This window comes from Gandjariella thermophila, assembly GCF_005405885.1.
Classification (GTDB): domain Bacteria; phylum Actinomycetota; class Actinomycetes; order Mycobacteriales; family Pseudonocardiaceae; genus Gandjariella; species Gandjariella thermophila.
In genome coordinates this window covers 23091-35647 of record NZ_BJFL01000031.1, presented here as the reverse complement: position 1 = coordinate 35647, position 12557 = coordinate 23091, and the positions used below count along the sequence as shown (strand labels likewise).

General features: G+C 73.5%; 11 protein-coding genes. 6 read left to right on the top strand and 5 right to left on the bottom strand.

Annotated elements, in window-relative coordinates; all coding sequences use genetic code 11:
* Nucleotides 1–87: 87 nt before the first annotated feature.
* Nucleotides 88–447 (top strand): SCO6045 C-terminal-like domain-containing protein, encoded by a 360-nt coding sequence (locus FFT21_RS29275; RefSeq protein ID WP_192909694.1) that lies wholly within the window; start codon nucleotides 88–90, stop codon nucleotides 445–447.
* Between the two features lie 96 nt (nucleotides 448–543).
* Here FFT21_RS29275 and hemQ read toward each other — a convergent pair whose 3' ends face one another.
* Genes hemQ through hemE form a run of 3 tightly spaced genes read right to left on the bottom strand, consistent with a single transcriptional unit; the run spans nucleotide 544 to nucleotide 3747 of the window.
* Nucleotides 544–1236, bottom strand: coding sequence for a hydrogen peroxide-dependent heme synthase (hemQ, locus tag FFT21_RS22605; protein ID WP_137815936.1), 693 nt, complete (start codon nucleotides 1234–1236; stop codon nucleotides 544–546).
* Nucleotides 1209–2660 (bottom strand): protoporphyrinogen oxidase, encoded by a 1452-nt coding sequence (gene hemG, locus FFT21_RS22600; RefSeq protein ID WP_137815935.1) that lies wholly within the window; start codon nucleotides 2658–2660, stop codon nucleotides 1209–1211. Before hemG ends, hemQ begins: the two co-directional genes overlap by 28 nt.
* A gap of 4 nt (nucleotides 2661–2664) precedes the next feature.
* Nucleotides 2665–3747 (bottom strand): uroporphyrinogen decarboxylase, encoded by a 1083-nt coding sequence (gene hemE, locus FFT21_RS22595; RefSeq protein WP_137815934.1) that lies wholly within the window; start codon nucleotides 3745–3747, stop codon nucleotides 2665–2667.
* A 123-nt stretch (nucleotides 3748–3870) separates the two neighbouring features.
* On the opposite strand from hemE, the gene FFT21_RS22590 reads away from it, so the two are divergent.
* The gene (locus tag FFT21_RS22590) at nucleotides 3871–4422 is read left to right on the top strand and encodes a DUF3000 domain-containing protein (protein ID WP_137815962.1); all 552 of its coding nucleotides are present in this window, start codon (nucleotides 3871–3873) and stop codon (nucleotides 4420–4422) included.
* Between the two features lie 47 nt (nucleotides 4423–4469).
* Here FFT21_RS22590 and FFT21_RS22585 read toward each other — a convergent pair whose 3' ends face one another.
* Nucleotides 4470–5624: a dipeptidase gene (locus FFT21_RS22585; protein ID WP_137815933.1), complete on the bottom strand. Its 1155-nt coding sequence runs from the start codon at nucleotides 5622–5624 to the stop codon at nucleotides 4470–4472.
* Nucleotides 5625–5878: 254 nt separating this feature from the next.
* Between FFT21_RS22585 and FFT21_RS22580 the strand changes: the two genes are divergently transcribed.
* From FFT21_RS22580 to FFT21_RS22565, 4 genes are all read left to right on the top strand, one after another.
* Complete coding sequence (locus tag FFT21_RS22580; RefSeq protein ID WP_137815932.1) at nucleotides 5879–6595, top strand: response regulator; 717 nt, start codon at nucleotides 5879–5881, stop codon at nucleotides 6593–6595.
* Nucleotides 6596–6668: 73 nt separating this feature from the next.
* Nucleotides 6669–7913: a ribonuclease D gene (locus FFT21_RS22575; RefSeq protein WP_137815931.1), complete on the top strand. Its 1245-nt coding sequence runs from the start codon at nucleotides 6669–6671 to the stop codon at nucleotides 7911–7913.
* Between the two features lie 174 nt (nucleotides 7914–8087).
* Nucleotides 8088–9332 carry a thiolase family protein gene (locus tag FFT21_RS22570; protein ID WP_137815930.1) on the top strand — a complete coding sequence of 415 codons (1245 nt, stop codon included), beginning with the start codon at nucleotides 8088–8090 and terminating at the stop codon, nucleotides 9330–9332.
* Complete coding sequence (locus tag FFT21_RS22565; RefSeq protein ID WP_225978649.1) at nucleotides 9329–11446, top strand: 3-hydroxyacyl-CoA dehydrogenase NAD-binding domain-containing protein; 2118 nt, start codon at nucleotides 9329–9331, stop codon at nucleotides 11444–11446. Before FFT21_RS22570 ends, FFT21_RS22565 begins: the two co-directional genes overlap by 4 nt.
* 311 nt (nucleotides 11447–11757) lie before the next feature.
* Here the strand turns inward: FFT21_RS22565 and FFT21_RS22560 are convergent, their stop codons facing one another.
* A complete protein-coding gene (locus FFT21_RS22560) occupies nucleotides 11758–12525 on the bottom strand; it encodes an arylamine N-acetyltransferase family protein (RefSeq protein ID WP_137815929.1) in 768 nt (255 codons plus the stop codon).
* Nucleotides 12526–12557 lie beyond the last annotated feature (32 nt).

Genomic DNA, 12557 nt, shown 5'->3' with positions numbered 1-12557 from the left:
GCCGTAAGGCCCGCGACCGGGGTGGCAGGGCAGAGCCCTGCCGACCCGGTCGTCGGTGGTGCGCGAAGCGGCGGAGAGGGAGCCGCGGTGACCGAGCGGGCCCACGCCGACCTCGCGGCCCGGCAGCAGGCGCTGCTCACCGCGCTGCTGGCCGGCGGCCCGGTCCCGGCCGGGTTCGACCCGGCCCGGCTGCGGGCCCAGGCCGACGCGCTGCGCGCCAAGCGGCGCCGGGTCGTCGCAGCGCTCCGCCCGGACCTGCCGCACCTGCTCGGCGAGGAGTTCCCGGCGCGGTTCGACGAGTACGCGCGTGCCAACCCGCGGCGCACCGGCACCGGTGCCGCGGACGACGCCGCCGCGTTCGCCGCGTGGCTGGCGGCACGCGGCCTGCTCGCCGCCCGTCACGCCCGCCGGCGCCGGTGGTGGCGCCGGCGGGCCGACATACGGTGATTCCTTCGGCCCCCTCGGCCCACCAGCACACCGGTTTCCCGCCGGCCCGCCAAGGGGCCAACGGCCCGGGGTCGCCGGCTCCGCGTGCTCGGCTACCTATGGGAGGCTGGTGACCAGCTCGGCGGGGGCGACCCGGGTGCCGGTGTAGAAGGGCACCTCGAGGCGCACGTGCCTGCGTGCCTCGCTGGCCCGCAGGTGGCGCATCAGGTCGACGATCCGGTGCAGCTCGTCAGCCTCGAAGGCGAGGATCCACTCGTAGTCGCCGAGTGCGAACGAGGCCACCGTGTTCGCTCGGACGTCCGGGTAGTCCCGGGCCTGCCTGCCGTGCTCGGCGAGCATCCGGCGGCGGTCCTCGTCAGGAAGCAGGTACCAGTCGTAGGACCGCACGAACGGGTAGACGCACAGGTACTTGCGGGGCTCCTCGCCGGCCAGGAAGGCGGGGATGTGGCTCTTGTTGAACTCCGCCGGCCGGTGCAGCGCCGCGTTGCTCCACACCGGGGTGGACGCCCGGCCGAGCGCGGTGCGGCGGAAGCCGGTGTACGCGGCCTGCACCTGCTCGATCTCCTCGGAGTGCCACCAGATCATGTAGTCGGCGTCCGCGCGCAGCCCGGCGACGTCGTACACGCCGCGCACGGTGACGCCCTTCGCGTCCAGGGCGTCCAGGTACTCCTGCGCCTCGGTGGCCACCGGGCCGCGGTCGCCGGGCAGGTGGCCCGGCTCCACCCGGAAGACCGACCACATGGTGTAGCGGATCGTGTTGTTCAGCTCGGTGTAGTTGAGGCGGGCCATGCGCTTATCGTCCCACCGCGGGAACCCCGGTTGCGCAGGAGGTGGGCGGCGACACGGTCGGCGGCCGCGCGTCCGGTGGCCACGCATGCGGGCAGGCCGACGCCGTGCAGCGCCGCCCCGGCCACCGCGAGGCCCGGTAGCTCTCCGACGGCGCGCTCGATGGTGGCCACGGTGTCGGTGTGCCCCACCCCGTACTGCGGCAGCCCGCCGCCCCACCGGGTCACCACCGCGTCCACCGGTGCCGCGGTGATCCCGGTCAGCTCGGCCAGGTCCGCGCGCACGGTGCCGACCAGGTCGGCGTCCTCCCGGCGCAGCACGCCGACCTCGCCGAACCGGCCGACCGAGCCGCGCACCACGACCACGCCCGCGCCGGCGAGGTGGCTCCACTTGCGGCTGGAGAAGGTGAACGCCTTGGCGGTGAACGGGGTGCCGTCGGCGTGCCGCTCCCCCGCCGCGATGAGCACCCCGGAAGCGGGCGGCAGCACCGCGCCGGCCGGCAGCGCGAGCGCCACCACCGCCATGGACGCCAGCTCGATCCGGCCGAACGCGGCGGAGGCGGCCGGGGCGACGTCGCCGAGCAGCTTGCGGACGGCCGGTGCGGGCACCGCGAGCACCACCGCGTCCGCGTCCAGCGCCTCGGGATTCGCCGCGGAGCCGAGTTCCAGCCGCCAGCCGCTGCCGGTACGGCGCAGCCCGCGCACCGTGGTGGACAGTCGCACGGAGAGCCCGGCGGCGAGCGCGCCGACCAGCATGCCGAGCCCGCCCCGCAGGGTGGCGAACACCGGGGTGCGGGGTGCGCCCGGATCCGGGTCGGGCAGCGACGCCGACGCCGCGGCGAGCAGCGAGCCCGCGCCGGCGTCCAGGGCCGCGGCGAGCGCCGGCATGGTGGCGCGCAGGCCCAGCGCATCGGCCCGGCCCGCGTATACCCCGCCGAGCAGCGGGTCGACCAGCCGGTCGGCCACCTCGTCGCCGAGCCGGTCCCGCACCAGCGCGCCCACCGCGACGTCCGCGCCGTCCAGGGTCACCGGCGGCAGCGACGGCTCGGCGGCGACACTCGCCAGCCCGTCGGCGGACAGCACCTCACGCACGGCGTCGGCCGAGGCCGGCACGCCCATCATGGTGCGCGCCGGGATGCGGCTTCGGTGGCCGCCGGCCGCGACGGTGGACGGCGCGCCGGAGGGGTGCACCACTTCGCCGGCCAACCCCAGCTCGCCGATCAGCTCGGTGACCTCGGGCCGGCGGTGCAGGTACGCCTCGGCGCCCACGTCGTAGCGCAGGCCGGCCAGCTCCACGGTGCGCAGCTTGCCGCCCAGGCGGTCGCCCTGCTCCAGCACGGTGATCGTGACGGCCTCGCCGAGCAGCGCGCGCAGCCGGTGCGCGGCCGCCAACCCGGACAGCCCGCCACCGACGACCGCGACGCGCACGGCGCTACTCCCCCGGGGCGAGGTCGTGCACCAGCTCGGTGACCCGGGCCAGCATGTCCGGGTCGGTCTCCGGCAGCACGCCGTGGCCCAGGTTGAACACGTGCCCGCCGGCCGCCCGGCCCTCGGCGACGATCCGCCGCACCTCGCGCTCCACCACCGGCCAGTCGGCCAGCAGCAGCGCCGGGTCGAGGTTGCCCTGCACCACCGGGACCGGCCCGTCCGGGGCGGCCGCGCGCAGCCGGCGGGCGGCCTCGTCCAGCGGCACCCGCCAGTCCACGCCGACCACGTCGGCGCCGGCCTCGCGCATCGCGACCAGCAGCTCGCCGGTGCCCACGCCGAAGTGGATCCGCGGCACCCCGGTGCCGGCCAGGCCGCCGAGCACCTTCGCCGAGTGCGGCAGCACGAACTCGCGGTAGTCCCGCTCGGACAGCGCCCCAGCCCAGGAGTCGAACAGCTGCACCGCGTCCACCCCGGCGGCCACCTGCATCCGCAGGAACGCCAGCGTCAGGTCGGCCAGGTGGTCGAGCAGCGCGTGCCAGGTCTTCGGGTCGGCATGCATAAGCGCCTTGGTCCGCTCGTGGTGCCGGCTCGGGCCGCCCTCGACCAGATAGGAGGCCAGGGTGAACGGGGCGCCGGCGAATCCGATCAGCGGCGTGTCGCCCAGTTCGCGGACGAGCAGCCGCACCGCCTGCGCCACCGGCTCGACCCGGTCCGGCGCCAGCGTGGGCAGCGCCGCCACGTCCGCGGCCGTGCGGACCGGGCACGCCACCACCGGCCCGGTGCCGGGCACGATGTCCAGATCGACACCCGCGGCGGAAAGCGGCACCACGATGTCGCTGAACAAAATCGCCGCGTCCACCCCGTACCTGCGCACCGGCTGCAGGGTGATCTCGCAGGCCAGGTCCGGGGTCAGGCACGCCTGCAGCATCGGCACGCCCTCCCGGACCCGGCGGTACTCCGGCAGGGAACGGCCGGCCTGGCGCATGAACCAGACCGGGATGCGGGCCGGGACGTCCCCGCGCGCGGCCGCCAGCAGGGGCGCTTCGGAAAGGTCCCGGCGTGCCGAGACGGGTGCGGTGTTCGTCATCAGGAGCACATCGTCCCACGAACCGGGAGCGCGCCCAGTGAGGTGGTCGTGTGGCCGGCGCACTCGGCGTGCCGCCGCAACCAAACGTCCAGCCTGGGCATACAGTCACCAACCGTGACCGGGATGTCGGGAGCCCCCGAGCTGTTCCGGCAGGCAGTGGCGGCGCTGCGATCGGTACGTCCTCGACCGGAGGTCGAGATCGCCGAGGTACGGCCGCCACAACGGCTGGCACCGTGGTCGTTCGCGTTGTCCGCCGAGGTGGACGGGCCTGCCGGTGAAGTGGCGATGGGCCGTCTGGTGCTACTGCACGACCCCGAGGGCGAGCAGGCCTGGGACGGCGTGCTGCGGCTGGTGGCGTACCTCCGGGTGGAGCTGGACCCGGAGCTGGCCAGCGACCCGCTGCTGCCGGCGGTCGGCTGGTCGTGGCTGACCGAAGCGCTGGAGAGTTCCTCGGCCGGCTTCCGGGCACTGGGCGGCACGGTCACCCAGACCTCGTCCGCGCGCTTCGGCGACATCTCCGGACCGCCCCGCACCGACGATCTGGAGCTGCGCGCGTCCTGGACGGCGGAGGACGCCAACCTGGCCCCGCACGGCGAGGCGTTCTGCACGTTGCTGGCCAGCGCGGCCGGGTTGCCCCCGGTCGGCGTGACCGCCTTCGGCCAGCGCCAGGGCTAGCCACCGGCGCCGGACGGTACGGAACCGGGTCGGCGATCGGGTTCCGGTCAGCGCCGGGCGGCGGCGACAGACTCGGCGTCGCACAGTACCCGCAGCGTGTTCCGCCCGGCGAGCTTGGCGCAGTCCTGCTCGCTCCAGCCGCGCTCCAGCAGCGCGGCGAACAGGTTCGGGTAGCAGGACACGTCGGCCAGCCCCTCCGGCTGGACGTCGACACCGTCGTAGTCGCCGCCGAGGCCGATGTGGTCGACGCCGACCACCTCCCTGGCGTGCTCCAGGTGGGCCACCACGTCGGCCAGGGTGACGTGCGGCTTGGGCCCGGCGCCGCGCCACGTCTCGGCGAACCGGGCACGGGCGGCGAGGTCGCGGTGGTCCTCGCCGACGTCGGTCATCGCCTCGCGCAGCGCGTCGTCCCACGCCGCGTAGGCGGGCGACACGAACCGGGGCACGAAGGTGATCATGATCACGCCGCCGTTGCCGGGCAGCCGGCGCAGCACGTCGTCCGGCACGTTGCGGGGGTGGTCGGCCACCGCGCGGCAGGACGAGTGGCTGAAGATCACCGGGGCGGTGCTTTCGTCCAGCGCGTGGTGCATGGTCGACGCCGCGACGTGGGACAGGTCGACCAGCATGCCCAACCGGTTCATCTCCCGGACCACCTCGCGGCCGAACTCGGTGAGCCCCCCGGCGGCCGGCACGTCGGTGGCCGAATCCGCCCACGGCACGTTCTCGTTGTGGGTGAGCGTGAGGTACCGGACCCCCAGCCGGTGCAGGGCGCGGAGCACGCCCAGCGAACCGGCGATGCAGTGGCCGCCCTCGGCGCCGAGCAGGGACGCGACACGCCCGGCCGCGAACGCGGCTTCGGCCTCGACCGCGGTGTGCGCGGCGGTGAGCCGCTCGGGGTACCGGTCGGCGAGCGCGTGGACCAGTTCGATCTGCTCGAGCACGGTAGTCACCGCCTCGTGCCCGGCGATCCGGCACGGCACGTACACCGACCAGAACTGCAGCCCGACCCCGCCGCGGGCCAGCCGGGGCAGGTCGGTGTGCAGGTCGGACCGCTCCTCGGCGAGGTCGATGCGGGTCCAGTCGCGGAGCACGTCGGGCCCGGCGAGCCGGCGCAGCGCCCACGGCAGGTCGTTGTGACCGTCCGCCAGCGGCACGCGGCGCAGCAGTGACCGCGCGCGATCGAGGGCGCCGCTTTTCGTCACGGTTAACTCCTTGAAGTCGTTATGAAGCTCTCTCGTGTTAGCTCAGCCGACCAGATGTCATCCGATCGTGCGACATCAGGGTTACTTGGTGACAAGTCGTCCCCGACAGATACCCAATTGATCGTCCCGCTCGACCGCCTGGGCGGCTACGCTGCAGCCGTCGACACCACTTTCGGTCGAGCAGTGGCGCGGCTGTTCGGTCGAGAGTCCCGGTGCCGGTCGGGGGGCACGACCGACTCCAGGGAGGTAGTGACGTGGCTGCCGTCGGCTTAGGTCAGGCCGTTCGTACCACGCCCGCCGGCTCGCTGCCGGCGAACATGGTCCCGCACCCGCGGGAGGAGCTGTTCTCGGTTCTGGTGGTCGATGACCACCCGTTGCTGAGGGAGGCGATAGCCGCCCGTCTGACACAGATGGGCGCCGGCACGGTCCATGAGGCCGCATCGGTAGCGGAGGCTCGGGCGCGGGCCCTGGCTACCGGTCCTTGCGACCTCGCGATTCTCGATCTCGGGTTGCCCGACGGAAGCGGTATCGACCTGGTCACGGAGCTCCGTGCCCAGGGCTGGCCGCGCGTCGTGGTGCTCGCATCCTCCGACGACCCCTACGCGGTTCGGTCCGCCTTCCAGGCAGGCGCCCAGGCGTACCTGCTGAAGTCGGCCTCGCCGATGGTGGTCACCGACGGGGTGCGGCGCGTTCTCGACGGCGGCGTGTACGCGGATCCCAGCGTGGCTCCGGTACTCGCCGCGGGCACCCGGGTACCCGGCACCGACAACACGCCGCGGGAGCTTTCCGCGCGTGAGGTCGAGGTGCTCCAACTCGTCGCCGATGGCCAGTCCAACAAGGAGATCGGCGAGGCGCTGAACCTGTCCGCACTCACCGTGAAGAGCCATCTGTCGCGGATCGGGCGGAAGCTGGGTACCGGGGATCGGGCGCAGATGGTGGCGCTGGCGATGCGCGCCGGCGTGATTCGCTAGGGGGCCGTGTCGGAGTATCCGAACGGCCCAGGTTCGCCCGCGCCGGCGGGTCGAGGACGTAGGGTCATCCGCCGTGGACGCACCCTGCGCTGACCCGGCCGGTCCCACCGGACGCGATCCGGTGCCGCTGACGGAACCCGCCGAAGGGGTTCCGCCGGTGGTCGCGGACCCGCGAGCGCTGCGGCAGGCTGCCGCGGCGCTCGCGGGCGCGGACGGCCCGATCGCGGTGGACACCGAGCGGGCCTCGGGCTACCGCTACTCGCAGCGGGCCTACCTGGTGCAGCTCCGCCGCGAGGGCGCGGGCACCGTGCTGGTCGACCCGATCGCCCTGGACGGCCACCTGGGCCCGCTGGTGACGGCGCTCGCCGACACCGAGTGGGTGCTGCACGCCGCCTCGCAGGACCTGCCCTGCCTGGCGGAGCTGGATCTGCGGCCGGCCGCGCTGTTCGACACCGAGCTGGCCGGACGGCTGGCCGGGTTCGACCGGGTCGCCCTGGGCACCCTGGTCGAGCGGATGCTGGGCTACCGGCTGGAGAAGGGGCACGGCGCGGCCGACTGGTCCCGCCGTCCGCTGCCCCCGGAGTGGCTCGCCTACGCCGCCCTGGACGTCGAACTCCTGCTGCCGCTGAAGGACGCGCTGGAACGCGAGCTGGCCGCGCAGGGCAAGCTGGAGTGGGCGCTGGAGGAGTTCGAGGCGGTCCGCACCGCCGGCTCCCCGCGGCCGCGGGCCGAGCCGTGGCGGCGCACCTCCGGCATCCACCGGGTGCGCACCCCCCGCCAGCTCGCCGTCGTGCGGTCGCTGTGGGAGGCCAGGGACGCCGTCGCCCGGCAACGCGACATCGCGCCCGGCCGGGTGCTGCCGGACACCGCGATCGTGGACGCGGCCCTGGCCAGCCCGGACAGCGAGGCGGAGTTGACCGCACTGCCCACCTTTCGCGGCCGGGCGCAGCGCCGGATGAGCGGGACCTGGCTGGCCGCCATCAAGGAGGCCAAGGCGCTGCGGAGGACCGAACTGCCGGAGGCGACCCCGCCCCAGGACGGTCCCCCGCCGCCGAACCGCTGGGCCGACCGGGACCCGGACGCCGCGGCCAGGCTGTCCGCCGCGCGCGCGGCGCTCACCACGATCGCCGAGACCAACCGGCTGCCGGTGGAGAACCTGCTGCTGCCCGACCTGGTGCGGCGGACCTGCTGGCAACCGCCGGCCGACACCGACCCGGCCACCGTGGCGGACGTGCTGCGCGCCGGCGGTGCGCGGTCCTGGCAGGTCGCGCTCGCCGCGGAGGCGCTCGCCAACGCGCTGCGGGCCACCGCTACCTGAGCCCGCGCGAACCGCCCGCCGGCGTGTCATGGTGTGACCGACCCGACAGGGGGCGCCCGCTGGTTACCAGCGAGTAACCTGGTCTAGAGTCCTTGTTACCGGCTGGTAGTGACGTTCCCACGCCGGGTCGTCACCCCGCCGCACCTGTTGGTCGTACCAAGTGAGGAGCACGCCGTGGCCGCACCCGCTGCGCCGGCGCCGACCGGAAGTGCAGCAGCGCGCGCCGTTCGGAACGTGGTCTTCGTCGACGGCGTGCGGACGCCGTTCGGCAAGGCCGGTCCGAAGGGCATGTACGCCGAGACCCGCGCCGACGACCTGGTCGTGAAGGTGATCCGGGAACTGCTGCGCCGGCATCCGGAACTGCCGGCGGATCGTGTCGACGAGGTCGCGATCGCCGCCACCACGCAGATCGGCGACCAGGGCCTCACCATCGGCCGGACCGCGTCCCTGCTGGCCGGGCTGCCCCGGTCGGTGCCGGGCTACGCGATCGACCGGATGTGCGCGGGCGCGATGACCGCCGTGACCACCACGGCGAGCGGCATCGCGTTCGGCGCGTACGACATCGCCATCGCCGGCGGTGTCGAGCACATGGGCCGGCACCCGATGGGCGAGGGCGTGGACCCCAACCCCCGGTTCCTGTCCGACCGGCTGGTGGACGAGTCGGCCCTGGTGATGGGCCAGACCGCGGAGAACCTGCACGACCGGTTCCCGCACCTGACCAAGGAGCGCGCGGACGCGTTCGCCGCCGCGTCGCAGGCCAAGTACGACGCCGCGGTCAAGGCCGGCAAGATCGGTCCGGAGTTCGTACCGGTGGCCACCCGGTCCGCGGAGCAGGGCTGGGGTCTGGCCACCACCGACGAGCCGCCCCGCCCCGGCACGACGGTCGAGGGCCTGGCCGAGCTGAAGACCCCGTTCCGCCCGCACGGCCGGGTCACCGCCGGAAACGCCGCCGGCCTGAACGACGGTGCCACGGGCTGCATCCTGGCCGAGGAGGAGACCGCGAAGGAGCTGGGCCTGCCGATCGGCATGCGCATGGTCGGCTACGCCTTCGCCGGGGTGGACCCGGAGGTGATGGGCGTCGGCCCGGTGCCGGCCACCGAGAAGGCGCTGTCCCGGGCCGGGCTGAAGATCGACGACATCGGGCTGTTCGAGATCAACGAGGCGTTCGCCGTGCAGGTGCTCGCCTTCCTGGACCACTTCGGCATCGCCGACGACGACCCGCGGGTGAACCAGTGGGGCGGCGCCATCGCCACCGGTCACCCCCTGGCGTCCTCCGGCGTGCGGCTGATGACGCAGCTGTCCCGCCAGTTCGCCGAGCGGCCCGACGTCCGCTACGGGATCACCACGATGTGCATCGGCATCGGCATGGGCGGCACCGTGATCTGGGAGAACCCGCACTGGAACGGGGGCGAGAAGTGACCAGCACGCTGTCCGCGGCCGACGTCCAGGCCGCGTTCCCCGACGAGGTCGTCACCAGGGCGGTCACCCGGCTGGTCAACGTGCCGGGGCTGGACGGCCCGGTGGCCCTGATCACCCTGGACAACGGGCACGACCACACCCGCCCGTCCACCTTCGGCCCGCAGGGACTACTCAGCCTGAACGCCGCGCTGGACGAGGCGTTCGCGGCGGAGCCGAAGGCGATCGCGGTGACCGGCAAGCCGTTCATCTTCGCGGTGGGCGCGGACCTCTCCGGCGTGGAGAAGTTGGCCTCGCGTGACCTGGCGCAGCAGATCGGCCAGCTCGGGCACGACGTGTTCCGCCGGCTCACCGAGTCGACCATCCCCACCTTCGCGTTCGTCAACGGCGCGGCCATGGGTGGCGGCCTGGAGCTGGCGCTGTCCTGCCACTACCGCACGGTGGCGGCGAACGCGGCCGCGCTGTCCTTCCCGGAGTGCTTCCTTGGGCTGTTCCCGGGCTGGGGCGGCACGCAGCTGCTGCCCAACCTGATCGGCCCGGACGCCGCCGTGACGGTGATCATCGAGAACGCCCTGAACCAGAACAAGACGCTCAAGCCGGCGCAGGCCGCCGAGCTGGGCATCGTGGACGTGGTGCTGGATTCCGCGGACTACCTGGAGCAGTCGCTTTCCTGGCTGGCAAGGGTGGTGCGCGGGGAGACCACCGTGCCACGCAGGGAGATCGACCGGGCTGCCGAATGGAACGCCGCCCTGGCCCGCGCGCGATCCATTGCGGACAGCAAGACGCACGGCGCCTCCCCCGGAGTGACCAGGGCGGTCGAGCTGCTCGAGCTGGCCAGGGAGAACGACCTGGACCGCGGGTACGCCGCGGAGACCGAGGCGCTGGCCGACGTGCTGATGACCGACGAGCTGCGCGCCGGCCTGTACGCGTTCAACCTGGTGCAGAAGCGGGCCAAGAAGCCGGCCGGCGCGCCGGAGGCGTCGCTGGCCCGCCCGGTCACCAAGGTCGGCGTGGTCGGCGCTGGCCTGATGGCCAGCCAGCTCGCCCTGCTGTTCGTGCGGCGGCTGAAGGTGCCGGTGGTGCTCACCGACATCGACCAGGCCCGCATCGACAAGGGCGTCGGCTACGTGCACAACGAGATCGACAAGCTGCTGGCCAAGAAGCGGATCTCGCCGGATGAGGCGAACCGGCTCAAGGCGCTGGTGTCCGGCTCGCTGGACAAGGCGGTGTTCTCGGACGCGGACTTCGTGATCGAGGCCGTCTTCGAGGAGATGTCGGTCAAGCAGCAGGTATTCGGCGAGCTGGAGCAGTACGTGTCGCCGGAGTGCGTACTGGCCACGAACACCTCGTCGCTGTCGATCACCGAGATGGCGTCGAAGCTGTCCCACCCGGAGCGGGTGGTTGGCTTCCACTTCTTCAACCCGGTCGCGGTGCTGCCGCTGCTGGAGATCGTCCGCGGCGAGCGGACCGACGATGCGTCGCTGGCCACCGCGTTCGCGGTCAGCAAGCAGTTGAAGAAGAACAGCGTGCTGGTCAAGGACGCGCCGGCATTCGTGGTGAACCGGCTGCTCACCCGCTTCCTGGGCGAGGTGATCCGCGCGGTCGACGAGGGCACCCCGTTCGAGGTGGCCGACCGGGCGCTGGAGCCGCTGGGCCTGCCGATGAGCCCGATGGTGCTGCTGCAGTTGGTCGGGCCGGCGGTGGCGCTGCACGTGTCGGAGACCATGCACCACGCGTTCCCGGACCGCTTCGGCGTCAGCGAGAACATGAAGCGCTTCGTCGAGGCCGGCAAGACCGCGGTGTGGATCACCGACGAGCAGGGCAACCAGCAGGTCGACCCGGAGGTCGCCGAGCTGTGGCAGCCCGGCGACAACCCGCTGACCGAGGAGCAGGTGCGGGAACGTGCGCTGGCCGCGCTGGCCGAGGAGATCCGGCTGATGCTCGACGACGGCGTGGTGGCCGAGGCGCAGGACATCGACCTGTGCATGATCCTCGGCGCCGGCTGGCCGTTCTGGCTTGGCGGTATCACCCCGTACCTGGACCGCACCGGCGTGTCGGAGAAGGTCAACGGCAAGCCGTTCCTGGAGCGCGGCGTGGCTTCCGTGCCAGCCGCGTGAGTGTCTTGCCGCCCTCCCGCGGCAGGTAGGGCGAGGGCCGGGTCCCCCCGTTCCCCGGGGATCCGGCCCTCGTCTCGCATGCGCTGTTCGAGCCGGGCGCCGCACCTGCCGACCGCCCGAGCGCTGCTCGACGAGTATCCGGCTGTCGGGCTCGCCGACGCGATGAACCCGGTTCTCGCTCGCGAGTTCCGGACATCGCCACCCTGGACCCGAAGCACTTCCGCATGATCCGCCCGCTTACCCGGCACGACGCGTTCCGGCTGCTTCCCGACGACGTGCCGGCGGGCAAACCGGCGCGGTTGGCCGCCCGGTCAGGAGACGGCCGGCACGCGGTCGAGGTGCAGGCCGAAGTGGCGGCGGTAAGCGGCGAGCACGGCGGCGTCGGTATCCAGCACCTGCTCCGCCCTGCGGCCGTCGCGGGTGCGGATCAGCCGGTTGCCGCTGAGCGTGATCCGCCCGGTCGCGGTGGGCATCGAGCAGACCAGCGAGCGGGTGAAGTAAGAGTGCGGCGAGGTCTGGTGCCACCAGCACGTGGCCGTGAAGTCGGCGAGCGTCCGGGCCCGGGTCTCCAGCCGGTACTGCGGCTCTCCGGCGCGCAGCACGTCGACATCGCCCTCCGCGGCCGGCACGATGCGGAACACGCCGTCCGGGTCACGCTGGTCGACGGGCTCGTCCAGGCGCAGCGGTCGCCGGGTGTGCTGGCCGAAACCGACATCCACCAGCAGCGGCTCGCCCGCGTCCACCCGCAGCGCCAGGTGGTCGTACGGCGGGCCGAGCCGGCCGTGCTCGTCGAACACCCGGCCGGCCAGCAGGGTGACACGGTAGCCGAGCGCCCGCAGCAGCGCGGCGAACGCACCGTTGAGCTCGTAGCAGAAGCCGCCGCGGCGCCGCCGCACGATCTTGTCGACCAGCGCGTCCTCGGACAGCACCACCCGCTCGCCAAGGTGCACGCTCAGGTTCTCGAACGGCACCGCCAGCAGATGGCGCTCGTGCAGGTCGGCGAGCGCCTCGGGGGTCGGTGCGGCCGGCCGCCGGGCGCCGATCCGGGCCAGGTACGCGTTCACCATCTCGGGATCCACCCGGGCAGCGTGCGGCCTGCACCGCGCTGGAG

Bases quoted from the DNA above. Each gene is read 5' to 3' on its own strand.
- hemQ (WP_137815936.1), bottom strand. From the start codon at position 1,236: ATGGCCCGCCTCAACTACACCGAGCTGAACAACACGATCCGCTACACC.
- FFT21_RS22590 (WP_137815962.1), top strand. From the start codon at position 3,871: ATGTCGGGAGCCCCCGAGCTGTTCCGGCAGGCAGTGGCGGCGCTGCGA.
- hemE (WP_137815934.1), bottom strand. From the start codon at position 3,747: ATGACGAACACCGCACCCGTCTCGGCACGCCGGGACCTTTCCGAAGCG.